Annotated in this window: 31 protein-coding genes and 2 tRNA genes; 7 read left to right on the top strand and 26 right to left on the bottom strand. The window is 57.9% G+C overall.

What is annotated here, in order from left to right; genetic code table 11:
- Window positions 1–188: 188 nt before the first annotated feature.
- The 24 genes from EYC79_RS21550 to tuf form a co-directional block, all read right to left on the bottom strand.
- Window positions 189–803: an adenylate kinase gene (locus EYC79_RS21550; RefSeq protein ID WP_062427521.1), complete on the bottom strand. Its 615-nt coding sequence runs from the start codon at window positions 801–803 to the stop codon at window positions 189–191.
- Window positions 800–2,140 (bottom strand): preprotein translocase subunit SecY, encoded by a 1,341-nt coding sequence (gene secY / locus EYC79_RS21545; protein WP_062427522.1) that lies wholly within the window; start codon window positions 2,138–2,140, stop codon window positions 800–802. Before secY ends, EYC79_RS21550 begins: the two co-directional genes overlap by 4 nt.
- A 341-nt stretch (window positions 2,141–2,481) precedes the next feature.
- Window positions 2,482–2,961: a 50S ribosomal protein L15 gene (gene rplO / locus EYC79_RS21540; RefSeq protein WP_062427523.1), complete on the bottom strand. Its 480-nt coding sequence runs from the start codon at window positions 2,959–2,961 to the stop codon at window positions 2,482–2,484.
- A 16-nt stretch (window positions 2,962–2,977) separates the two neighbouring features.
- Window positions 2,978–3,184: a 50S ribosomal protein L30 gene (rpmD, locus tag EYC79_RS21535; RefSeq protein WP_062427524.1), complete on the bottom strand. Its 207-nt coding sequence runs from the start codon at window positions 3,182–3,184 to the stop codon at window positions 2,978–2,980.
- A gap of 11 nt (window positions 3,185–3,195) precedes the next feature.
- On the bottom strand, window positions 3,196–3,765 hold the full coding sequence (rpsE, locus tag EYC79_RS21530; RefSeq protein WP_113226276.1) for a 30S ribosomal protein S5: 570 nt from the start codon (window positions 3,763–3,765) through the stop codon (window positions 3,196–3,198).
- Between the two features lie 128 nt (window positions 3,766–3,893).
- Window positions 3,894–4,256 (bottom strand): 50S ribosomal protein L18, encoded by a 363-nt coding sequence (rplR, locus tag EYC79_RS21525; RefSeq protein WP_062427526.1) that lies wholly within the window; start codon window positions 4,254–4,256, stop codon window positions 3,894–3,896.
- 12 nt (window positions 4,257–4,268) lie between these two features.
- Window positions 4,269–4,802, bottom strand: a complete 534-nt coding sequence (rplF, locus tag EYC79_RS21520; RefSeq protein ID WP_062427527.1) for a 50S ribosomal protein L6 — start codon at window positions 4,800–4,802, stop codon at window positions 4,269–4,271.
- A gap of 42 nt (window positions 4,803–4,844) precedes the next feature.
- Entirely contained in the window at window positions 4,845–5,243 is a 399-nt protein-coding gene (gene rpsH, locus EYC79_RS21515) for a 30S ribosomal protein S8 (protein WP_062427528.1), read from the bottom strand.
- A gap of 12 nt (window positions 5,244–5,255) precedes the next feature.
- On the bottom strand, window positions 5,256–5,561 hold the full coding sequence (gene rpsN / locus EYC79_RS21510; protein ID WP_062427529.1) for a 30S ribosomal protein S14: 306 nt from the start codon (window positions 5,559–5,561) through the stop codon (window positions 5,256–5,258).
- 33 nt (window positions 5,562–5,594) lie between these two features.
- Entirely contained in the window at window positions 5,595–6,152 is a 558-nt protein-coding gene (gene rplE / locus EYC79_RS21505) for a 50S ribosomal protein L5 (RefSeq protein ID WP_062427530.1), read from the bottom strand.
- Window positions 6,145–6,453 (bottom strand): 50S ribosomal protein L24, encoded by a 309-nt coding sequence (gene rplX / locus EYC79_RS21500; RefSeq protein WP_062427531.1) that lies wholly within the window; start codon window positions 6,451–6,453, stop codon window positions 6,145–6,147. The genes rplE and rplX overlap by 8 nt, the downstream gene beginning before the upstream one ends.
- 12 nt (window positions 6,454–6,465) lie before the next feature.
- Complete coding sequence (gene rplN, locus EYC79_RS21495) at window positions 6,466–6,834, bottom strand: 50S ribosomal protein L14 (protein WP_027677419.1); 369 nt, start codon at window positions 6,832–6,834, stop codon at window positions 6,466–6,468.
- Between the two features lie 235 nt (window positions 6,835–7,069).
- The gene (gene rpsQ / locus EYC79_RS21490; RefSeq protein WP_027677420.1) at window positions 7,070–7,306 is read right to left on the bottom strand and encodes a 30S ribosomal protein S17; all 237 of its coding nucleotides are present in this window, start codon (window positions 7,304–7,306) and stop codon (window positions 7,070–7,072) included.
- Between the two features lie 11 nt (window positions 7,307–7,317).
- Window positions 7,318–7,518, bottom strand: coding sequence for a 50S ribosomal protein L29 (rpmC, locus tag EYC79_RS21485; RefSeq protein WP_027677421.1), 201 nt, complete (start codon window positions 7,516–7,518; stop codon window positions 7,318–7,320).
- Window positions 7,519–7,530: 12 nt separating this feature from the next.
- On the bottom strand, window positions 7,531–7,944 hold the full coding sequence (gene rplP, locus EYC79_RS21480; protein WP_027677422.1) for a 50S ribosomal protein L16: 414 nt from the start codon (window positions 7,942–7,944) through the stop codon (window positions 7,531–7,533).
- A 38-nt stretch (window positions 7,945–7,982) separates the two neighbouring features.
- Window positions 7,983–8,714 (bottom strand): 30S ribosomal protein S3, encoded by a 732-nt coding sequence (rpsC, locus tag EYC79_RS21475; RefSeq protein ID WP_062427532.1) that lies wholly within the window; start codon window positions 8,712–8,714, stop codon window positions 7,983–7,985.
- Complete coding sequence (gene rplV, locus EYC79_RS21470; RefSeq protein WP_062427533.1) at window positions 8,714–9,103, bottom strand: 50S ribosomal protein L22; 390 nt, start codon at window positions 9,101–9,103, stop codon at window positions 8,714–8,716. The genes rpsC and rplV overlap by 1 nt, the downstream gene beginning before the upstream one ends.
- A gap of 2 nt (window positions 9,104–9,105) precedes the next feature.
- Window positions 9,106–9,384 (bottom strand): 30S ribosomal protein S19, encoded by a 279-nt coding sequence (rpsS, locus tag EYC79_RS21465; RefSeq protein WP_027677425.1) that lies wholly within the window; start codon window positions 9,382–9,384, stop codon window positions 9,106–9,108.
- Between the two features lie 15 nt (window positions 9,385–9,399).
- The gene (gene rplB, locus EYC79_RS21460) at window positions 9,400–10,236 is read right to left on the bottom strand and encodes a 50S ribosomal protein L2 (protein WP_062427534.1); all 837 of its coding nucleotides are present in this window, start codon (window positions 10,234–10,236) and stop codon (window positions 9,400–9,402) included.
- A 44-nt stretch (window positions 10,237–10,280) separates the two neighbouring features.
- Entirely contained in the window at window positions 10,281–10,574 is a 294-nt protein-coding gene (locus tag EYC79_RS21455; RefSeq protein WP_027677427.1) for a 50S ribosomal protein L23, read from the bottom strand.
- On the bottom strand, window positions 10,571–11,191 hold the full coding sequence (gene rplD / locus EYC79_RS21450; protein ID WP_062427535.1) for a 50S ribosomal protein L4: 621 nt from the start codon (window positions 11,189–11,191) through the stop codon (window positions 10,571–10,573). Before rplD ends, EYC79_RS21455 begins: the two co-directional genes overlap by 4 nt.
- Window positions 11,192–11,203: 12 nt before the next feature.
- Entirely contained in the window at window positions 11,204–11,845 is a 642-nt protein-coding gene (rplC, locus tag EYC79_RS21445) for a 50S ribosomal protein L3 (RefSeq protein ID WP_062427536.1), read from the bottom strand.
- Window positions 11,846–12,016: 171 nt separating this feature from the next.
- Entirely contained in the window at window positions 12,017–12,325 is a 309-nt protein-coding gene (rpsJ, locus tag EYC79_RS21440) for a 30S ribosomal protein S10 (protein WP_003507767.1), read from the bottom strand.
- 311 nt (window positions 12,326–12,636) lie between these two features.
- Window positions 12,637–13,812 (bottom strand): elongation factor Tu, encoded by a 1,176-nt coding sequence (tuf, locus tag EYC79_RS21435; protein WP_111851116.1) that lies wholly within the window; start codon window positions 13,810–13,812, stop codon window positions 12,637–12,639.
- Between the two features lie 350 nt (window positions 13,813–14,162).
- Between tuf and EYC79_RS21430 the strand changes: the two genes are divergently transcribed.
- Together EYC79_RS21430 and EYC79_RS23945 are read left to right on the top strand one after the other, a co-directional pair.
- Window positions 14,163–14,795 carry a TerC family protein gene (locus EYC79_RS21430; protein ID WP_062426609.1) on the top strand — a complete coding sequence of 211 codons (633 nt, stop codon included), beginning with the start codon at window positions 14,163–14,165 and terminating at the stop codon, window positions 14,793–14,795.
- A 236-nt stretch (window positions 14,796–15,031) separates the two neighbouring features.
- Window positions 15,032–15,166 carry a hypothetical protein gene (locus EYC79_RS23945; RefSeq protein WP_272865792.1) on the top strand — a complete coding sequence of 45 codons (135 nt, stop codon included), beginning with the start codon at window positions 15,032–15,034 and terminating at the stop codon, window positions 15,164–15,166.
- Window positions 15,167–15,614: 448 nt separating this feature from the next.
- Here EYC79_RS23945 and EYC79_RS21425 read toward each other — a convergent pair.
- Both EYC79_RS21425 and EYC79_RS21420 read right to left on the bottom strand, forming a co-directional pair.
- Window positions 15,615–15,688: transfer RNA gene (locus EYC79_RS21425), tRNA-Gly, on the bottom strand.
- Between the two features lie 25 nt (window positions 15,689–15,713).
- Window positions 15,714–15,798 (bottom strand) — tRNA-Tyr (locus EYC79_RS21420).
- Window positions 15,799–16,021: 223 nt separating this feature from the next.
- Here EYC79_RS21420 and rlmB point away from each other — a divergent pair.
- The 5 genes from rlmB to EYC79_RS21395 all read left to right on the top strand — a co-directional run bounded on the left by rlmB (window position 16,022) and on the right by EYC79_RS21395 (window position 20,278).
- Entirely contained in the window at window positions 16,022–16,903 is an 882-nt protein-coding gene (gene rlmB / locus EYC79_RS21415) for a 23S rRNA (guanosine(2251)-2'-O)-methyltransferase RlmB (RefSeq protein WP_130979459.1), read from the top strand.
- 46 nt (window positions 16,904–16,949) lie between these two features.
- Window positions 16,950–17,771, top strand: coding sequence for an AraC family transcriptional regulator (locus EYC79_RS21410; protein ID WP_245495339.1), 822 nt, complete (start codon window positions 16,950–16,952; stop codon window positions 17,769–17,771).
- A 69-nt stretch (window positions 17,772–17,840) separates the two neighbouring features.
- Complete coding sequence (locus EYC79_RS21405; protein WP_130979458.1) at window positions 17,841–18,212, top strand: cupin domain-containing protein; 372 nt, start codon at window positions 17,841–17,843, stop codon at window positions 18,210–18,212.
- A 126-nt stretch (window positions 18,213–18,338) separates the two neighbouring features.
- Window positions 18,339–18,749, top strand: a complete 411-nt coding sequence (locus tag EYC79_RS21400) for an acyl-CoA thioesterase (RefSeq protein WP_062598528.1) — start codon at window positions 18,339–18,341, stop codon at window positions 18,747–18,749.
- A gap of 224 nt (window positions 18,750–18,973) precedes the next feature.
- Window positions 18,974–20,278, top strand: a complete 1,305-nt coding sequence (locus tag EYC79_RS21395; RefSeq protein ID WP_130979457.1) for an Nramp family divalent metal transporter — start codon at window positions 18,974–18,976, stop codon at window positions 20,276–20,278.
- Window positions 20,279–20,350 lie beyond the last annotated feature (72 nt).

Raw genomic sequence — 20,350 nt, 5'->3', positions numbered from 1 at the left:
GTGGTGCTTCCATTTGAGCGGCACGATGCTGCCGCCAGTTCAAATTCCTGTTCGTCACAAGTCAAAACGACCGAACCCGGACCTTCCTTCCCTAAAGGAAAATCCGCGCCAGTCGCTTGGGTTGTCGCGAGTTGGCGCGGTGTTTAACGGAATCGGTTCAAAAAAGCAACCGGCCCCGCCAAGATTCTTTAGATCCGTGCAGCAGAGGCCGCCGGGCTGTTGTCTTTCTCCAAGGCGCCAGCGATTGCAGCGGTCACCGCATCCACATCGGCCATGCCGTCCAGAACGACGAGTTCGCCCTGCTCACGGTAATATTCGGAGAGCGGCGCGGTCTTCTCACGATACTCGGACAGGCGCTTGCGGAAGGCTTCCGGATTGTCGTCCGAGCGAACGGTTCCGCCAGCAGCGATCGTCTCAGCCACACGATTCTCGATTCGGCGCACCAGCGCCTCTTCGTCGACCTTGAGCTCGATGACCGCATCCAGCTGAATGTTCTTCTGCTGAAGATTCTCGCTCAGAGCCTTGGCCTGCGGTACCGTCCGCGGGTAGCCATCGAGAATGAAGCCGTTCGCACAGTCAGCCTGCTCGATCCGTTCGGACACGATCTGGTTGACGATATCGTCCGACACGAGACCACCGGCATCCATCACCGCCTTGGCGCGCTTGCCGATGTCCGTTCCAGCAGTCACAGCCGCACGCAGCATATCGCCGGTGGAAAGCTGCGGAATGCCGTACTTGTCCGTCAGACGCTTGGCCTGTGTTCCCTTGCCTGCACCTGGCGGTCCCAAAAATATCAGTCTCATCGTCCCCTCTTTCCTCCACGCAGTTTCGATTTCTTGATCAGCCCCTCATATTGCTGAGCAATCAGGTGGCCCTGGATTTGCGCAACAGTATCCAGAGTTACACTGACTACGATCAAAAGCGAAGTACCACCAAGGGCTAACGGTATGCCTGTACGGGCAATAAGTGTCTCAGGAAGGATACAGACGAAGACAAGATAAATGGCGCCGACAACCGTGATGCGTGTCAACACATAGTCGATGTACTCTGCGGTGCGCTCGCCGGGGCGAATGCCGGGAATGAAGCCGCCATGCTTCTTCAGATTATCCGCCGTGTCCTTTGGATTGAACACGATCGCCGTGTAGAAGAAGGCAAAGAACGCAATCAGCAGGCCGTAGAACAGCATGAAGAGCGGCTGGCCATGCTGGAGAGACGCAATGATCGTCGTCGCCCAGGAAGGAAGGTTGGTGCTGTTGGTAAAGCCCGCAGCCGTTGCCGGCAGGAGCAGCAACGAGGATGCGAAGATCGCAGGGATAACGCCCGCCGTGTTCAGCTTCAGCGGCAGGTGCGAGGTGTCGCCCTGGAACATGCGGTTGCCGACTTGACGCTTCGGATACTGGATCAGAAGACGGCGCTGGGCGCGCTCGACGAAGACGATCAGCGCGATCACCAGGATGGCCACGATGACGACGGTCAGAATCAGCGTCGTGGACAGCGCGCCTGTGCGACCAAGCTCCAGCGTACCGGCCAGAGCCTTCGGCAGACCTGCCGCGATACCCGCAAAGATGATCAGCGAGATACCGTTACCGATACCGCGCGAGGTGATCTGCTCGCCAAGCCACATCAGGAACATCGTGCCGCCAAGCAGCGTGAGGACCGTGGAGACGCGGAAGAACAGGCCTGGGTCGACAACGAGGCCAGCACCGCTTTCGAGGCCAACGGAAATGCCGTAGGCCTGCAGCGTACCAAGCAGCACCGTGCCATAGCGCGTGTACTGGTTGATGATCTTGCGGCCCGCTTCGCCCTCCTTTTTCAAGGATTCCAGAGACGGCACGACCGATGTCATCAGTTGAACGATGATCGAAGCGGAGATGTAAGGCATGATGCCGAGCGCGAAGATCGCCATGCGCTCGACAGCGCCGCCCGCAAACATGTTGAAGAGACCGAGAATGCCGTTCGCCTGACCGCGAAATGCCTGGGCATAGGCTTCCGGGTTCAGACCGGGAAGCGGAATATGCGTACCGAGGCGATAGACGAGAAGTGCGGCAAGGGTAAACCAGAGGCGCTTTTTCAGATCTTCAGCCTTGGCGAAGGTCGAAAAATTCAGGTTTGAGGCCAGTTGTTCCGCTGCTGAAGCCATAAAATTCTCCGCATGACCCTATCCAGCAGCACGGTAAACGGCGTCTCCGGCAGGGTCCATAAAGATACTGGTTCAAAAACCGGGCTTCGGACGGAAAGCGACTGTAACGTCGCAATCATGCCTCACCCTTGTTTTCGTATGTCCTATCCCCTCCCCCAAGGGAGTTCAAGGACTGTGAGGCACTCACTTGCGCTGCACGCTGCGGCATTTTGAGCGCGAGACATGCGAGATCGCAATGAGTCGCTGCGCACTTCCGTCAAATCGATTAGATTTTCAAAGACTTACGTAGCGTAAAGAGAAACGCCCGGGGCGAAACACCCCGGGCGTTCAGACATCATATATTACTCGGAAGCTTCCGGCGCAACAACGAGAAGCTTGATGGAGCCACCAGCCTTCTCGATTTTTTCAAGCGCAGGCTTGGAAGCGCCGGCGACTTCGAAAGCCACCTTTGCCGTCAGCTCGCCGTCGGCCAGGATGCGCACGCCGTCCTTCGGACGACGGATCACGCCAGCAGCCTTGAGAGCAGCGGCATCAACCGTTGCCTTGGCGTCGAGCTTGCCGGCATCGATCGCAGCCTGAACACGGCCGAGCGAAACGGTCACGTATTCGGAAGCGAAGATGTTGGTGAAGCCGCGCTTCGGCAGACGACGGTAGATAGGCATCTGACCGCCTTCGAAACCGTTGATGGCAACGCCCGAACGAGCCTTCTGACCCTTGACGCCGCGACCACCGGTCTTGCCCTTGCCGGAGCCGATACCGCGACCTACGCGGATACGGTCCTTGGTGGCGCCTTCGTTGTCTCTGATTTCATTGAGTTTCATGATAGGTTCCTCCGTCTCACTTCTCGTCTACGACGCGAACGAGATGCTGGACCGCACGAATCATGCCACGAACAGAAGGCGTATCTTCCAGCGTGCGCTGACGGTGCATCTTGTTAAGACCCAGACCGATCAGCGTCTGACGCTGGATCTCAGGGCGGCGATTTGGGCTGCCGATCTGTTCGACCGTAACAGTCTTCTTGGCTTCAGTAGTGCTCTTGGCCATGATCCAGATCCTTACTCTTCAGAAGCGACGCCGGATGCGACGCGACGTGACTGAAGGGTTGCATACTTGAGACCGCGCTGAGCAGCGATGTCCTTCGGATGAACCTGATGCTTCAGAGCGTCGAACGTTGCACGGACCATGTTGTACGGGTTCGAAGAGCCCGTGGACTTGGCAACAACGTCGTGAACGCCGAGCGTTTCGAAAACAGCGCGCATTGGGCCACCGGCGATGATACCGGTACCAGCCTTGGCGGAGCGCAGCAGAACCTTGCCGGCGCCGTGGCGGCCGTTAACGTCGTGGTGCAGCGTGCGGCCATCGCGCAGCGGAACGAAGATCAGATCGCGCTTGGCAGCTTCAGTTGCCTTGCGGATTGCTTCTGGAACTTCACGAGCCTTGCCGTGACCAAAGCCAACGCGGCCCTTCTGGTCGCCGACGACGACGAGAGCTGCGAAGCCGAAACGACGGCCACCCTTAACAACCTTAGCAACGCGGTTGATCGCGACCAGCTTGTCGACGAATTCGCTATCGCGCTCTTCGCGGTTCTGGCGATCTTCGCGAGAACCTCTTTTTTCCTGTGCCATTGTCCTTTTCCTTTTTCTTTTCCGGTATCGAACGGCAAACGAAAGTAGGCCCTCCGGCTCCATTGCTGAAGTCCGGTTGGCCCGGTGAAAATCCACCCGGTGCGACATGCGCCCGGGTGGATAAAGTCTTAGAAGTTCAGACCGCCTTCGCGGGCAGCATCTGCCAGGGCCTTGACGCGGCCGTGATAGATGAATGCGCCACGGTCGAATACGACATCCTTGACGCCAGCCTTGCCAGCGCGCTCGGCAACCAGCTTGCCAACGACGGCAGCAGCCGCAACGTCAGCGCCGGTCTTCAGCGACGAGCGCAGATCGGCTTCGAGCGTGGAGGCAGACGCGAGCGTCTTGCCTGCAACATCATCGATGATCTGAGCGTAGATGTTCTTCGACGAGCGATGAACCGACAGGCGCGGGCGACCGTTAGCAACCGCCTTGAGCTGGCGGCGTACACGGTTCGCACGACGTGCAAGTGCTTCTTTCCTGCTAGCCATTTCGCGAGTTCCTTACTTCTTCTTGCCTTCTTTGCGGACGATCCGTTCTTCAGCGTACTTGACGCCTTTGCCCTTGTAGGGCTCGGGACCACGGTATTCGCGGATTTCCGCGGCAACCTGACCGACCTGCTGCTTGTTGATGCCGGAAACGATGATTTCCGTCGGCTTCGGCACGGCGATGGTGATACCCTGCGGCGGCTCGTAAACGACGTCATGCGAGAAACCGAGAGCCAGCTGCAGGTTCTTGCCCTGCATGGCGGCACGGTAACCGACGCCGTTGATTTCGAGCTTGCGCTCGTAGCCATCCTTCACACCCTTGAAGATGTTCTCGATCATCGTGCGGGACATGCCCCACTTGGAACGAGCTTCCTTGGTGTTGTTGGACGGCTGTACCGAAACGCCGTTGTCTTCCAGCTTGAGCTGGATATCGTCATTTGCGACGAAGAACAGTTCGCCCTTCGGACCCTTGGCAGTAATCTTCTGGCCTTCAACGTTGGCCGTCACACCTGCGGGAACCTGAACGGGCTTTTTACCGATACGAGACATATTTCTATCCTGTCTGTCCGTTACGGAGATCCTTACTCGGCCTTAGAAGACCGAGCAGAGAACCTCGCCACCAACGTTCTGTTCGCGAGCCTGGTGATCGGCCATCACGCCCTTCGGGGTCGAAAGGATGGTGATGCCGAGGCCGTTCGCGACCTGCGGAATGGACTTAACCGAGACATAAACTCGGCGGCCCGGCTTGGATACGCGGCCGATCTCACGGATCACCGACGCACCTTCGTAGTACTTCAGCTCGATGGTGAATTCGGACTTGCCGTTTTCAAAATCGACCTTGGAATAACCGCGGATGTAGCCTTCAGCCTGCAGCACGTCGAGAACGCGTGCGCGGAGGCTGGAAGCAGGTGTGCTAACCGAAGACTTGCGACGGGAAGCACCATTGCGGATGCGGGTGAGCATATCACCCAAAGGATCAGTCATGGTCATGTGCCCGTCTCCTTACCAGCTCGACTTGACAATGCCCGGCACCTTGCCGGAATTGCCCAGCTCACGAAGCGCGATACGCGACATCTTGAGCTTGCGATAGAACGCGCGCGGACGGCCCGTTACTTCGCAGCGGTTGCGGATACGCGTCTTCGAGCCGTCACGCGGCAGCGAAGCGAGCTTCAGAGTTGCCTGGAACCGCTCTTCGATCGGAAGGGACTGGTTCATGACAATGGCCTTGAGGGCGGCACGCTTGCCGGCCTGGGAGGCAACTGTCTTGCGGCGGCGCTTGTTCTTTTCAACTGCGCTTGTTTTCGCCATATCGGAGTTCCTTTTCTACGCTCGTCGTTACGGTTACTGACGGAACGGGAAGTTGAACTCTGTCAAAAGAGCCCGTGCTTCGTCGTCGGTCGGCGCCGTCGTGCAAACGATGATGTCCATGCCCCACATCTGATCAACCTTGTCGTAGTTGATTTCTGGGAACACAATGTGCTCCTTGATGCCCATGGCGAAGTTGCCACGGCCGTCAAAGCTCTTCGGGTTCAGGCCCCGGAAGTCGCGAACGCGCGGAAGCGCGATGTTGACCAGACGATCAAGGAATTCGTACATGCGTGCGCCGCGAAGAGTAACCTTCGCACCGATTGGCATGCCTTCGCGAACCTTGAAGCCAGCAATCGAGTTGCGGGCGCGGGTTACGACCGGCTTCTGACCTGCAATAGCAGCCAGATCGCCTGCAGCAACCGTGGGCTTCTTGGAGTCGGCAGTCGCCTCACCCACACCCATGTTGATCACGATCTTGTCCAGCTTCGGGATCATCATGACGTTAGCGTAGGAGAACTTCTCCTGCATGGCGCCGCGGATACGGTTTACGTATTCCGTCTTGAGACGCGGTTCGTACTTGGTCTCAGCCATCGATGACTTCTCCCGAACGCTTGGCCACACGGACCTTCTTGCCTTCTACAACCTTGAAGCCAACGCGAGTCGGCTTGCCATCCTTATCGGCGATGGCAATGTTGGAGATGTGCAAGGATGCTTCCTTGTTGATAATGCCGGCTTCCTGGCTCTGGGTCTGGCGCTGGTGACGCTTCACCATGTTGACGCCACGCACAACAGCACGGTCTTCCTTCGGCATTACCTGGATTACTTCGCCGGTACGGCCCTTGTCCTTACCGGTCAATACGACAACCTTGTCGCCTTTACGAATCTTCTGCATCGCTCGTGCTCCTTACAGTACTTCTGGAGCCAGCGAGATGATCTTCATGTGGTTCTTGCCGCGAAGCTCGCGAGGAACCGGTCCGAAGATACGGGTGCCGATCGGCTCTTTCTTGTTGTCGATAAGAACAGCTGCGTTGTTATCGAAACGGATGACGCTGCCGTCGGCGCGGCGGATGTCCTTGGCGGTACGCACAACAACCGCCTTCATCACGTCGCCCTTCTTGACGCGGCCGCGCGGAATAGCTTCCTTGATGGAAACGACGATAATGTCGCCCACGGAAGCGTACTTGCGCTTGGAGCCGCCCAGCACCTTGATGCACATGACACGACGTGCGCCGGAATTATCCGCCACGTCGAGGTTTGTTTGCATCTGAATCATGTCAGGTCGCCTTCTTGTTGTTACCGGACCGGTTGGGCATACATCATGGATGCTGCCCCCTGTTCCAGCTTATGAAATCTCTGTCTTTGCGCGGAAGAAATCTTGCCAGGGTGGTTTCCCAAAGGGACCTTCCGTGCGCATCAAAGCAAAAGACGCTCGGGTTACGAGCGTCCTTGCGCTGCTTCATACAGATTTTCGCGCCAAGTGCAAGACACCTGGCGCGATTCCGTTGAAATTAAGCGTGAGCGGCAACAACCGTCCAGCGCTTATCCTTGGAGATCGGTGCGCATTCCTCAATGGAAACCACATCGCCGACCTTGTATTGGTTGTTTTCGTCGTGCGCCTTGTACTTCTTAGAACGACGAACGGTCTTCTGCAGCAACGGGTGAGCGAATCGGCGCTCAACACGGACTACGACAGTCTTCTCGTTCTTGTCGGATACAACGACGCCCTGGAGAATGCGTTTAGGCATAGTATTCTTCCTTAGGCCTTGGCTTCTGCGGCCTTTTGGGCAGCAATGGTTTTGATCCGGGCGATGTCCTTACGGACTTCGTTGATGCGCGAGGACTTTTCCAACTGGCCGGTGGCCTTCTGGAAACGCAGGTTGAACTGTTCCTTCTTCAGGTCAGCCAACTTGTCCTTGAGCTGGTCGGCGCTGAGGCCGCGAATATCTTCGGCTTTCATTTGCCTTGCTCCTTACTCTGCGATGCGCTGTACGAAGCGCGTCTTGACCGAGAGCTTGGCAGCGCCGAGACGAAGCGCCTCGCGGGCGATCTCCTCGGAAACACCGTCGATCTCGAACATCATACGACCAGGCTTGACCTTGCATGCCCAGTAATCAACCGAACCCTTGCCCTTACCCATACGAACTTCGGTCGGCTTAGCCGTAACCGGAGTATCGGGGAATACACGGATCCAAACGCGACCTGCGCGCTTCATGTAACGCGTGATCGCGCGGCGGGCCGCTTCGATCTCGCGTGCATTCACGCGGTTCGGTTCCTGCGACTTCAAGCCGAATTCACCGAATGCCAGGTCAAAGCCGCCCTTGGCAACGCCCTTGATGCGTCCCTTGAACTGCTTACGGTACTTTGTACGCTTTGGCTGCAACATTTTCTTACTTCTCCGAGCTTATCTTTCGCCAGCGTCAATCAAGCGTTTTCGCGACGACGATCGTTGCGATCGCCACGCTCACGGCTTGCAGGACCCTGAGCATCGCCTTCGAGCGCACGACGCTCGGACGCCATAGGATCGTGCTCAAGGATTTCGCCCTTGAAGATCCAGACCTTGATGCCGCAGATGCCGAATGCGGTTTCGGCTTCAGCCGTACCGTAGTCGATGTCTGCACGCAGCGTGTGAAGCGGAACGCGGCCTTCGCGGTACCATTCGGTACGAGCGATTTCCGCGCCGCCGAGACGGCCTGCGCAGGTGATCTTGATGCCTTCTGCGCCAAGGCGCAGAGCGGACTGTACGGCGCGCTTCATGGCGCGACGGAAAGCCACGCGGCGTTCCAGCTGCTGGGCGATCGACTGCGCAACGAGCGTTGCGTCGACTTCCGGCTTGCGCACTTCAACGATGTTGAGGTGCGTTTCGGAGCTGGTCATCTCGGAGATCTTCTTGCGAAGCTTCTCGATGTCAGCGCCCTTCTTGCCGATGATGAGGCCCGGACGAGCGGAGTGGATCGTAACGCGGCACTTCTTGTGTGGGCGCTCGATAACCACCTTTGCAATACCGGCCTGCTTCAGTTCCTTCACGAGGTAGGCACGGATAGCAAGGTCTTCATGCAGGAGGTTGCCGTACTCGGAAGTGTCAGCGTACCAACGGCTGTCCCACGTACGGTTGATGCCCAGGCGGAAGCCGATTGGATTGATTTTCTGACCCATTATGCGGCCTCCCCTTTTTCCTCGGCTTCACGAACAACGATCGTGAGGTGCGAGAACGGCTTTTCGATGCGCGATGCACGACCACGGCCACGAGCGTGGAAACGCTTCATGGTGATGGACTTGCCAACATAGGCCTCGGCGACGACGAGAGCGTCGACGTCGAGGTCATGGTTGTTTTCGGCGTTCGCGATAGCCGATTCCAGCGTCTTCTTGACGGTGGAAGCGATACGCTTGCGCGAGAACTCGAGCTCGGCGAGAGCGCGATCAACCTTCTTGCCACGGATAAGAGCGGCAACCAGGTTCAGTTTCTGGGGGCTGACGCGAAGCGTACGGGCAACGGCCTGAGCCTCGTTGTCCTTCAGCCGGCGTTCGGTCTTAGCCTTCGCCATGATTACTTCCTCTTTGCCTTCTTGTCCGCGCCATGACCGTAATAGGTCCGGGTCGGAGAGAATTCACCGAACTTGTGACCGACCATGTCTTCGTTGACAGAGACGGGCACATGCTTGCTGCCGTTGTAAACGCCGAAGGTCAGACCAACGAACTGCGGCAGGATCGTGGAGCGACGGCTCCAGATCTTGATTACTTCACTGCGTCCGCCTGCGCGCACCTTCTCAGCCTTAGCGAGAAGATAGCCGTCAACAAACGGACCTTTCCATACTGAACGAGCCACTTGAGACTTCCTCTCTTACTTCTTGCGCTGATGGCGCGAACGCATGATGAACTTGTCAGTCGACTTGTTCGAGCGGGTACGCTTGCCCTTGGTAGGCTTGCCCCATGGCGTCACAGGATGACGACCACCGGACGTGCGACCTTCACCACCACCGTGCGGGTGGTCGACCGGGTTCATGACAACGCCGCGAACATGCGGACGCTTGCCGCGCCAACGCGAACGACCGGCCTTGCCGTCGTTGATGTTGCCGTGGTCAGCGTTGGAAACAGCGCCGATCGATGCGAGGCAGGAGCCGTGCACCAGACGCTGTTCACCGGAGTTGAGACGCAGGATCGCCATACCGGCATCGCGGCCAACGAGCTGTGCATAGGTACCGGCGGAGCGAGCGATCTGACCGCCCTTGCCCGGCTTCATCTCGACGTTATGGATGATCGAGCCGACCGGAATGAACTGCAGCGGCATGGTGTTGCCGGGCTTTACGTCCACTGCCTTGTCGGAGGCGATCACCTTGTCACCGGCAGCAAGACGCTGTGGCGCGAGAATGTAAGCCTGTTCGCCGTCCGTGTATGTCACGAGCGCGATGAATGCGGTGCGGTTAGGGTCATATTCCAGACGTTCAACCGTACCTTCAACGTCGAACTTACGACGCTTGAAGTCAACCAGACGGTAGGTCCGCTTGTGACCGCCGCCCTGGAAACGAACGGTGATCCGGCCCTGGTTGTTACGGCCACCCTTCGAGCTGAGGCCCTGTGTAAGAGCCTTTACCGGCTTGCCCTTGTAGAGCGAAGCACGGTCCACAATAACCAGCTGACGCTGGCTAGGTGTGGTCGGATTGAAACTTTTCAATGCCATTGTATTTGTTCCCTTTTGGGTCTTTGCCCGCTTGGGCCTAACCTTTAGAGTCCGGTGGACACGTCGATGGATTGACCTTCAGCAAGTGTCACGATCGCCTTCTTGACGTCCTTCTGCTTGCCAGCGAATCCACGGAAACGGCGCGTCTTACCCTTGCGGATAAGCGTGTTCACACCCGTGACCTTGACGCCGAAGAGAGCTTCCACGGCAGCCTTGATTTCAGGCTTGGAAGCGTCCTTGGCGACGTTGAATACGACCTGGTTCTGTTCGGATACCAGCGTCGACTTTTCCGTGATCGAGGGAGATACGATCACATCGTAGTGGCGAAGATCCGTCATTTGAACCGCTCCTCCAGAGCCTCTACAGCAGCCTTGGAAAGCACGAGCTTGCCACGGCGCAGGATGTCGTAAACATTGATGCCCTGTACCGGCAGAACGTCCACATTCGGGATGTTCTGAGCTGCGAGCTTGAAGTTGCCATCAAGTTCTGCGCCGCCGATAACGAGAGCGTTGGTCAGGCCGAGCGAAGCGAAGTTGCCCAGCAGAGCCTTTGTCTTTGCGTCCGATGCAATCAGCTGATCGACGATGATCAGTTCTTCAGCCTTTGCCTTTGCAGACAGGGCGAGACGCAGGCCGAGCGCGCGAACCTTCTTGGGAAGGTCGTGAGCGTGGCTGCGAACGACTGGGCCGTGGGCCTTGCCGCCGCCGCGGAACTGCGGTGCGCGAGCCGAATGGTGACGAGCGCGGCCCGTACCCTTCTGCTTGTACATCTTTGCACCCGTGCGGGAAACTTCCGAACGGTTCTTGGTCTTGTGCGTGCCCTGCTGCTTCTTAGCAAGCTGCCAGCGCACAACGCGGGCCAGGATGTCCTGGCGTGGATCGAGGCCGAAGATTGCGTCCGACAGGGCTACCTTGCCGGCGTCTTTTCCCTCGAGGGTTGTGACGTTCAATTCCATGATAAGGCTCCCTTACTTCGCAGCCGACTTGACGGCGTCGCGGACGATGATCCAGGAACCCTTGGAACCGGGAACGGCGCCCTTCACGAGGATCAAACCGCGATCCTCATCGGTCGAAACCACTTCCAGATTCTGGGTGGTGACGCGGGTCTGGCCCATATGACCAGCCATGCGCTTACCCTTCCACACGCGACCAGGATCCTGGTTGGAACCCGTCGAACCGTGCGCACGGTGAGAGATCGAGTTACCGTGCGATGCGCGGCCACCACCGAAGTTGTGACGCTTCATCGAACCGGCAAAACCCTTACCGATCGTTGTTCCGGTGACGTCGACCAGTTGGCCGGCTTGAAAATGATTTGCGGTCAGTGTTGCACCGACGTCGATCAGGTTCTCGCTGGAGACCTTGAATTCGACGAGCTTTGCTTTCGGCTCGACATTGGCAGCAGCAAAATGGCCGCGAAGCGCCTTTGTCGTGTTCTTGACCTTGGACTGGCCGGCACCGAGCTGAACTGCGGTATAGCCATTCTTGTCTTCCGTACGCTGGGCAACGACTTGTACGTTGTCCATACGCAGGACCGTTACGGGAATATGCTCACCAGCGTCGTTGTAGACGCGGGTCATTCCCACTTTCTGTGCAATCACACCTGAACGCATTGGTTCAATCCTCTTGCGAGCCTTGAAGGGAAAACCCTTGCTCGGCCTTTGTTAGGGAGTTCCCTTCGACATCTCACGATGTTTCCGGTCTCCGGATTGGAAGACGTTGGATTGCTCCACGTACCTTCCTTGTTATATCGGCCCTTACTTTCGCAAGGTCAGGCCGAGGTCTTAGAGCTTGATTTCCACGTCAACGCCAGCAGCGAGGTCGAGCTTCATCAGCGCGTCAACAGTCTGCGGGGTGGGGTCAACGATGTCGAGAAGACGCTTGTGCGTCCGCATTTCGAACTGCTCACGGCTCTTCTTGTCCACGTGGGGGGAGCGGTTGACAGTAAATTTTTCAATGCGGGTCGGCAGCGGAACCGGGCCGCGAACGCTGGCGCCGGTGCGCTTGGCGGTCGACACGATTTCACGGGTGGAGGCATCGAGGATCCGGTGGTCAAACGCCTTGAGGCGGATACGGATATTCTGGCCGTTCATTCGTCTTGTCCTTGTTCTTTATTATTGATTTCCGCACGCGGAAATACATGAACCTAGTTAATCGTGGCGCCGCAGATTTTCAAAAATCGAGAGGAATGCGAAGAGCGCACCCCAATCATTTCAGTAGTCTGTATTGCGAAATCACCCGGCTTCGCAACGCATTGCGAATCCAGCGGTGAACGTGAGTGCGCGTTTACGCGCTTTCACCGAAATTTTCAAGCACTAAAAGTGCAGCGCCGATACGCTTTTTCATCAAACAACTGACGGCGGTGTTTTACACCGCCGTCAGAGAGAACTTTCAAACGTCGAGATTACTCGATGATCGAGGCAACGATGCCGGCGCCGACGGTACGGCCGCCTTCGCGGATAGCGAAGCGCAGCTTTTCTTCCATCGCGATCGGAACGATCAGCTCGACTTCAACCGTGACGTTGTCGCCAGGCATAACCATTTCCGTGCCTTCTGGAAGCGAAACGATACCGGTAACGTCAGTCGTACGGAAGTAGAACTGCGGACGGTAGTTCGTGAAGAACGGCGTATGACGGCCGCCTTCTTCCTTCGTCAGGATGTAGGCTTCTGCCATGAACTTCTTGTGCGGCTTGACCGAACCTGGCTTGCAAAGGATCTGACCACGCTCAACGCCATCGCGCTGTACGCCACGAACCAGTGCACCGATGTTGTCGCCAGCCTGGCCCTGATCGAGCAGCTTGCGGAACATTTCAACGCCGGTAACAGTCGTCTTCGACGTCGCACGAATGCCGACGATTTCGACTTCTTCACCAACCTTGACGATACCACGCTCGACGCGGCCGGTCACAACCGTACCACGACCAGAGATCGAGAACACGTCTTCGATCGGCATCAGGAACGGCTGGTCGATCGGACGCTCAGGCGTCGGGATGTAGGCGTCAACCTGAGCCATCAGCTCGCGGATGGCGTCTTCGCCGATCTTCTTGTCGGAATCTTCAAGAGCAGCAAGTGCCGAACCCTTGACGATCGGAATGTCGTCGCCTGGGAAGTCGTAGGACGACAGAAGTTCGCGAACTTCAAGCTCGACGAGCTCCAGAAGTTCTGCGTCGTCAACCTGGTCGACCTTGTTGAGGAACACGACGATCGCCGGAACGCCAACCTGGCGAGCAAGCAGGATGTGCTCGCGCGTCTGCGGCATCGGGCCGTCAGCAGCAGAGCAAACCAGGATCGCGCCGTCCATCTGCGCAGCACCGGTGATCATGTTCTTCACGTAGTCGGCGTGGCCGGGGCAGTCAACGTGAGCGTAGTGACGGTTCGGCGTCTCATACTCAACGTGCGCCGTCGAAATCGTGATACCACGAGCCTTCTCTTCAGGAGCCGCGTCGATCTGGTCATACGCCTTGAACTCGCCGAAGTACTTCGTGATCGCGGCAGTCAAAGACGTCTTGCCGTGGTCAACGTGACCGATCGTGCCGATGTTGACGTGCGGCTTATTCCGCTCAAACTTGCTCTTTGCCATGTGAATTGCTTCCTGTGAACGTGAAGTAGTTTTCCCGGCGAACCGGTTTGGTGTCGCCGTTTAAGGCTTTGTAACCGAATGCGCAAGACTTAATTGTCGACGCGTGGAATCGGCAGCCAAAAGCAGCGCGATTGCCGGCATATGGGGATGTTTCACCGCGTTATCAACCACTTTAAGGGGCCCGTGACGCGGCTGAAGGGCCGTTACTCTTTACCTCGATCCAATTCCTGTCATATTGCCAGCCGAAATCGCCAGGGGGAAACGGCGATTGAAACAGGCTCTAGCGCTCTTCACACATCACTTCGGCGTCGCTTTTCGCGCGGCCCCTTGCCTACGCTTCGGGATATAGAATGGAAATCTTTACAGCAGCTGGCTTCACCGCCTTTCTACAGGTTATCGCGATCGACCTGGTTCTCGCAGGTGATAACGCCATCGTCATCGGTCTGGCCGCCGCAGGCCTTCCTGCTCATCTGCGCCGCAAGGCGATCCTCGTCGGCATCATCGCCGCAACCGTGCTGCGCATCGCCTTTGCGGCGCTCACAGTTCAGTTGCTTGCAATCGTCGGCCTCCAGCTTTTCGGCGGGCTCCTGCTCGTCTGGGTGTGCTGGAAGATGTGGAGCGAACTTCGCGAACAAAACGCGTCTGCAGGAGACACGGTCACCGATGCGGAAGCCGATCTGACCAAGGGTCACAAGACGTTCTTCCAAGCCGCCACCCAGATCGTCATTGCCGACGTCTCCATGTCGCTGGACAATGTTCTGGCCGTTGCCGGTGCCGCACAGGACCATGTCACCGTCCTCATCATCGGTCTGGTCGTGTCGATCGCGCTGATGGGCCTTGCCGCAAACTTCGTTGCCAAGCTGCTCCACCGCTATCGCTGGATTTCCTATGTCGGCCTCGCCGTCATCGTCTACGTCGCGCTCAACATGCTCTATCATGGCGCTGTCGAAGTCTGGCCTTACGTCCAGCCCTACTTCAGCTAACCGAGCAGGACCGCTCTCTCAATAATAACAAGGAGCCCGAAACCGAATCTCTCGGGCTTCTCATCTCCATCGAAAGCGAAGGAGACCAGGACTGTATCCGCCAAGTTGATTCTTCGCGGCCGCGTAAAGTGGCTCTAAAACAAGCCAAAGAACTCGCCTGTCCCTTCTGGTGATTGCCGTCAGCTTCACGCAAGCATAGAAGACCACTACTTTAGACATAACGAATAACCAAAAGGATGTCTGAACCCATGGCCTATGACTGGTCCGGCGGCCGTACACGGCGCTCTCGACAGTTAAAGATTGGCGCAGCACTCACCTTCATGCTGTTGGCCGCGTTGGTTGCGCAGTTCGTCTACTACACCGCGAGCTAAACCCCCGAAGAAAATGCTGCGGCCTTTGGCAAGACCGCAGCCCATCCCAGCCAGACGTACGTTTGTCCAAGCGCTCGAAAGAGTCCTCTATATCCTGGCAGCGCCGCAGTTCTTGCACCCGAACAGCGAATCTCGAGCAGCACGTCTAATCCGAAAGCCTCTACACCTGCCGGAGTAGCTAAGGAGACGTCGAGTCACACACTCTCCTCACATTGCCTCAGACCTTGAAATTCCAAGGAGGATAGACCCCACTCGGGGCGCTCCACCGTGACCTCTTCGAAGTCAGGCATGGACGACAGGCTGCGAAGGGTTGGGATCATCCGTTCAGTGCTGCTGTGGGAATCAGGCAGACGATGTCTCCTGATAGAAAATCGAATCGCAGAACGCCTCAACGCAAACCATCGACGTCATCTGCAATCGAACAAAATCTATGTAGGGGAAGCGTGTTTGGAGCGGGTAGCGGGAATCGAACCCGCGTATTCAGCTTGGAAGGCTGCTGCTCTACCATTGAGCTATACCCGCGGCGGTGATTTCGATCCGTGCAGAATGGTGGAGGGAGTTGGATTTGAACCAACGTAGGCTGAGCCAACGGATTTACAGTCCGTCCCCTTTAACCACTCGGGCATCCCTCCAGTATTCTGCGAGGATCAAGCGACCAAGCTTAGTCCAGATGTCCGTTCGGCGCTGCGCCGTTCGTCGTCTGTGGCCGCGTATATGACGGCCCTTCATCGTTCTGTCAACACGATGCGTGTCGAAAATTCAGGAAAAAATTCGAGCAGTGTCAAAGCCCTGTGGATGGCGCCAGCTCAGGCGGTGGGGACTGGTGCGGATGACCCGGTAGCGATATAAGGCGACATGAGCAAAGACGATCCCAAAGACAAATCCACCCGCGACACGCACTATGCCAACCTCCGACGCGCAGTGCGCGACGGTAAGCGTGAGCGCGGAGAAATCCCCACGCCGCCGCAGCAAAAGCGCCGCAACAAGGGCGCAGATGACTGGAAGCCGCCGCAGCTTGGCGCCGATCAGGTCTATCTTTATGGCCTGCACACGGTTCGCGCCGCCCTTGCGAATAAGGAACGGCAGATCATCAAGCTGTCCGTGACGCAAAACGCTTTCGCTCGACTGGAAATCGGCGAGGCCGCCGCCCAGCCCTTCCCGGTCGAGATGGTTGCGCCGCAGGACATCGATAAGGTTCTTAGCCCTGATGCCATCCACCAGGGCGTGATGCTGGAAACCCGGCCGCTGCCGGTTCGCAAGCTTTCGGCCCTGAAGGACAGCCCGCTGATCCTGGTTCTCGATCAGGTCACCGATCCGCACAATGTCGGCGCCATCATGCGCTCGGCCGTCGCCTTTAACGCTGGGGCCCTGATCACCACCATGCGCCACAGCCCGACCGAATCCGGCGTGCTGGCAAAATCCGCCTCCGGCGCGCTGGAAATGATCCCCTATATCCAGATCACCAATCTCGCCGATGCGCTGGGTGAACTACACAAGCTCGGCTTCACCTCCATCGGCCTCGACTCCGAAGGCCCCGCGCCCATCGAGCAGACCTTCAGCGGCGACAAGATTGCCTTGGTTCTCGGTGCAGAAGGCAAAGGCCTGCGCCAGAAGACGCGCGAAACGGTCACGCATCTGGCGCGCCTCGACATGCCCGGCGAAATCAAGTCGCTCAACGTCTCGAATGCGGCCGCCATTGCGCTTTATGCAACGCGGCAGTTTTTGACGAAGGCGTGAGAGACTGCCAAGCGGAGCGAGCAAAGATGGTGGGCATGGATCGCTGTTGCGTCACCGGACACGCGATCGCCAAGGCTGGATAAGTCGCGCCACTGACGCGGCTGGTCCCGAACGGATCGAGGCCTTCTTTGCCGGGCGCGGCTATGACATGCATCGTCACGACACATATGCGATTGGCTGTACGCTGTCCGGCGTCCAGAGCTTTCGGTATCGTGGCGCTGTGTGCAACAGCCTTCCTGGCGGAACGATTGTGCTGCACCCGGATGAGCCACATGATGGGCAGGCGGGGACGGATGACGGATTTCATTACCGCATCGCCTATGTGGAACCGTCCGAGATCCAGGCCGTGCTCGGTGGACGTCCACTTCCCTTCATCCAGGGTGGCATATCGGCAGATCTCAGGCTGCTTTCAGTGGCAAGCCGAATCCTGCGCGACGTAGACGATCCGATCGAGCCGTTCGAATACGAAGACGCTCTCTTCGAACTGGCCAACGCCCTTGAGGCTGCAGCCAACCGTGTCTCCCTCCGTCAGCGAAGGCTCGTGAACTACGCCGCCGCAGAGATCGCCCGGCAATATCTTGCCGAAAGACCGGAGGCCGTGACGCTCGAACAACTTGAAACCATCTGTGGTCAAGACCGGTGGAGCCTGTCGCGCGACTTTCGCGTTCTCTTCGGCACGAGCCCCTATCGCTACCTCACGATGCGGCGTCTGGCTGCCGTGAAGACAATGTTGCGTGACGGGTCCGGCCTGGCGGATGCCGCGTTCTCGGCAGGCTTTGCCGACCAGAGCCATATGACGCGCCAGTTCTCAAAGGCCTTCGGCGTCTCGCCGGGACGGTGGCTCACGTTGACACGAGAGGCGCGGTAGGGCTGCAAGATCGTTCAAGACGTACAGGGCCTCTGTGGCTAGGGTCGACCTTCAACAAGGAAGACCACCATGACCAAGACCTACGCACCCATTCGCTTCCCCGAAAAATTCGATCTGTTGACAGAACGCTGGCAACCCCGCGTCGTTGCGGAAATGAACGACTATCAGTTCAAGATCGCGCGTCTGCAGGGCGACTTCATATGGCATCACCACGCCGACACCGACGAGACCTTCATTGTTCTGGAAGGCAAACTTCGCATTGATTTTCGTGACGGAGAGGTCACGCTGCAGGCCGGAGAGATGTTCGTGGTGAAAAAGGGCGTCGAGCACAAACCCTTTGCCGAAGAGGAAGTCAAACTGCTCCTGATCGAGCCGAGAGGCGTCCTCAATACCGGAGAGCAGACGCATGAGAGAACAGCAAAGAACGACGTCTGGATTTAGAGCGTGACTCCCTTCCATGCACAGTTATCGATACAACAAAAGCGGTGCTCCTTTTCACGCGACATGTTGTAAGCTCCTTCGACCTTAGAATCGCAAGACTTCGAACAGCCATGGAGAGACAACCCGATGAACCAAGCCCCCAAGCCCACCGGTGAACTGACACTTCGCACGCTGGCGATGCCTGCCGATGCCAACCCGGCAGGGGATATTTTTGGGGGCTGGGTCATGTCTCAGATGGACTTGGCAAGCGGCATTCGTGCTGCCGAACGGGCGCGCTGTCGCGTGGTGACGGCGGCGGTAAAGGAAATGGCCTTTGAGCTTCCCGTCAAGATCGGTGACACGCTGTCGATCTATACCGATATTACCCGCACCGGGCGCACCTCGATCACCCTTTGCGTCGAGGCATGGGCGCAGCGCTCACGCTACGACAAGCTGGAGAAGGTCACGGCTGGCACCTTTATCATGGTTGCCATGGATGAAAACGGCACGCCAACGCCGCTTCCGCCGCTGAATTCGGTCGAAACTATCGAGGTCTGAGACCCACTGCCGCCCTCGGGCCATGTTGGGATAGGCACGGGATAGCTCGATCTCGCTTCCCGGCACGCCTTATCAGCCCATTGCCGATCTTCGCATCGTCCTTTCGGAGACTCGCTATCGAGCCCGAAGGGACGATGTTTTCAATTCGCCTCATCTCCCAATCATAGCTCATTGACAGAGAATTAGCCTTTGCTATGTTGCAGTGCAGCGACGTGGAGAGCCTGATGACGGACACAGTGACGCGACCGACCCTGTCGGAACGAACCGATACAAAAATACGAGAAGTTCTGACCGGACAGCGGCGCGGTGTCGGCTCGCTGCTGCTCTTTGCTGGACCGGCTGTCGTCGCCTCAATCGCCTATATGGACCCTGGCAATTTCGCGACGAACATCCAGGCGGGCTCCGGCTATGGCTATTCGCTGCTATGGGTCGTGCTGATGGCGAATCTGATCGCCATGATGTTCCAGGCCCTGTCGGCGAAACTCGGCATCGTCACGGGTCGCAATCTCGCGGAGATGTGCCACGACCAGTTCTCGACACCCGTCAGAATCGTCATGTGGCTCGTCAGCGAAATCGCAGCCATGGCGACCGATCTGGCGGAGTTCCTTGGCGGTGCGATCGGTCTGTCATTGCTCTTCGGCATGCCGCTGCTTGCCGGCATGGCGGTCACGGCCGTCGTCACCTATGGTATTCTTCTCTTCGATGGGCGCGGTTTCCGCCCCATGGAGCTGATCATCGGGGCTTTGGTCTCCGTTATCGGCATTTGCTATGTCATCGAGATGTTCATCGCACCGGTTGACTGGGCCGCAGCCGGTCTTGGCGTGATCACCCCCTCCATGCCGGATGCAGCGGCGCTGACGATCTCGGTCGGCATTATCGGAGCGACGGTCATGCCCCACGCGCTCTATCTCCATTCGGGCCTCACACAGCATCGTGCCACGGCCCGCAACGACGCCGAGCGAAAGACACTCCTGCGCTTTTCCAACTGGGAATGCGTCATCGCCCTTGCCGTCGCAGGGATGGTCAACATGGCGATGGTGATCATGGCGGCGGCGGCTTTCCATGCCGGCCATACGGATGTCGCCGAGATCGAAACCGCCTATCACACGCTTACGCCGTTGCTGGGCGGAGCCGCGGCCATGGTATTCCTCATTTCACTGATGGCCTCGGGCATGTCGTCTTCCGCCGTCGGCACCATGGCGGGGCAGATGATCATGCAAGGTTTCGTCGGTTTCCATATCCCGATCTGGCTGCGCCGCCTTGTTACCATGCTGCCGGCATTTGTCGTCGTGCTGATGGGCGTCAACACCACCGATGCGCTGGTCTACAGCCAGGTCGTGCTGTCCTTCGCCCTACCGATTCCAATGATCGCGCTCGTCATGTTCACCCGCAATCCCGCGATCATGGGCAGCTTCGCCAACAAGCGGTTGCTCGACATCGCAGCGATCGTAGGCACCGTCATCATCCTGTGCCTCAACGCAGTGCTGCTGCTTCAGACCTTCGGCGTTCCGGTCCCAGGCCTGGGCTGAGAGCATTTCATCAATACTCTGGAAATTCACAGGCTATATGAGATGATCATAAAGCATCTCGCGCAAAAGTGT

Origin of the sequence: Agrobacterium cavarae (genome assembly GCF_004310285.1) — a bacterium.
Lineage (GTDB): Bacteria > Pseudomonadota > Alphaproteobacteria > Rhizobiales > Rhizobiaceae > Agrobacterium > Agrobacterium cavarae.
The sequence above is the reverse complement of the archived record's forward strand: the minus strand, read 5'-3'. Positions and strand labels throughout refer to the sequence as shown.

Coding starts and splice junctions, on each gene's coding strand:
- rpmD (WP_062427524.1), bottom strand. CDS start 3,184: ATGGCCAAGAGCACTACTGAAGCCAAGAAGACTGTTACGGTCGAACAG.
- rplD (WP_062427535.1), bottom strand. CDS start 11,191: ATGGAATTGAACGTCACAACCCTCGAGGGAAAAGACGCCGGCAAGGTA.
- rpsJ (WP_003507767.1), bottom strand. CDS start 12,325: ATGAACGGCCAGAATATCCGTATCCGCCTCAAGGCGTTTGACCACCGG.
- rpsQ (WP_027677420.1), bottom strand. CDS start 7,306: ATGCCTAAACGCATTCTCCAGGGCGTCGTTGTATCCGACAAGAACGAG.
- EYC79_RS21550 (WP_062427521.1), bottom strand. CDS start 803: ATGAGACTGATATTTTTGGGACCGCCAGGTGCAGGCAAGGGAACACAG.
- rplO (WP_062427523.1), bottom strand. CDS start 2,961: ATGAAACTCAATGAAATCAGAGACAACGAAGGCGCCACCAAGGACCGT.
- EYC79_RS21455 (WP_027677427.1), bottom strand. CDS start 10,574: ATGACGGATCTTCGCCACTACGATGTGATCGTATCTCCCTCGATCACG.
- tuf (WP_111851116.1), bottom strand. CDS start 13,812: ATGGCAAAGAGCAAGTTTGAGCGGAATAAGCCGCACGTCAACATCGGC.
- rlmB (WP_130979459.1), top strand. CDS start 16,022: ATGAGCAAAGACGATCCCAAAGACAAATCCACCCGCGACACGCACTAT.
- rplX (WP_062427531.1), bottom strand. CDS start 6,453: ATGCAGAAGATTCGTAAAGGCGACAAGGTTGTCGTATTGACCGGTAAG.
- rpsE (WP_113226276.1), bottom strand. CDS start 3,765: ATGGCACAGGAAAAAAGAGGTTCTCGCGAAGATCGCCAGAACCGCGAA.
- rplB (WP_062427534.1), bottom strand. CDS start 10,236: ATGGCATTGAAAAGTTTCAATCCGACCACACCTAGCCAGCGTCAGCTG.
- rpmC (WP_027677421.1), bottom strand. CDS start 7,518: ATGAAAGCCGAAGATATTCGCGGCCTCAGCGCCGACCAGCTCAAGGAC.
- rplF (WP_062427527.1), bottom strand. CDS start 4,802: ATGTCTCGTATCGGTAAAAAGCCCGTTCAGGTTCCCGCAGGTGTGACG.
- rpsH (WP_062427528.1), bottom strand. CDS start 5,243: ATGACCATGACTGATCCTTTGGGTGATATGCTCACCCGCATCCGCAAT.
- EYC79_RS21430 (WP_062426609.1), top strand. CDS start 14,163: ATGGAAATCTTTACAGCAGCTGGCTTCACCGCCTTTCTACAGGTTATC.
- EYC79_RS23945 (WP_272865792.1), top strand. CDS start 15,032: ATGTCTGAACCCATGGCCTATGACTGGTCCGGCGGCCGTACACGGCGC.
- rpsN (WP_062427529.1), bottom strand. CDS start 5,561: ATGGCGAAAACAAGCGCAGTTGAAAAGAACAAGCGCCGCCGCAAGACA.
- rpsC (WP_062427532.1), bottom strand. CDS start 8,714: ATGGGTCAGAAAATCAATCCAATCGGCTTCCGCCTGGGCATCAACCGT.
- rplN (WP_027677419.1), bottom strand. CDS start 6,834: ATGATTCAGATGCAAACAAACCTCGACGTGGCGGATAATTCCGGCGCA.
- EYC79_RS21405 (WP_130979458.1), top strand. CDS start 17,841: ATGACCAAGACCTACGCACCCATTCGCTTCCCCGAAAAATTCGATCTG.
- secY (WP_062427522.1), bottom strand. CDS start 2,140: ATGGCTTCAGCAGCGGAACAACTGGCCTCAAACCTGAATTTTTCGACC.
- rplC (WP_062427536.1), bottom strand. CDS start 11,845: ATGCGTTCAGGTGTGATTGCACAGAAAGTGGGAATGACCCGCGTCTAC.
- EYC79_RS21400 (WP_062598528.1), top strand. CDS start 18,339: ATGAACCAAGCCCCCAAGCCCACCGGTGAACTGACACTTCGCACGCTG.
- rplE (WP_062427530.1), bottom strand. CDS start 6,152: ATGGCTGAGACCAAGTACGAACCGCGTCTCAAGACGGAATACGTAAAC.
- EYC79_RS21395 (WP_130979457.1), top strand. CDS start 18,974: ATGACGGACACAGTGACGCGACCGACCCTGTCGGAACGAACCGATACA.
- rplP (WP_027677422.1), bottom strand. CDS start 7,944: ATGTTGCAGCCAAAGCGTACAAAGTACCGTAAGCAGTTCAAGGGACGC.
- rplV (WP_062427533.1), bottom strand. CDS start 9,103: ATGGCGAAGGCTAAGACCGAACGCCGGCTGAAGGACAACGAGGCTCAG.
- rplR (WP_062427526.1), bottom strand. CDS start 4,256: ATGGCTAGCAGGAAAGAAGCACTTGCACGTCGTGCGAACCGTGTACGC.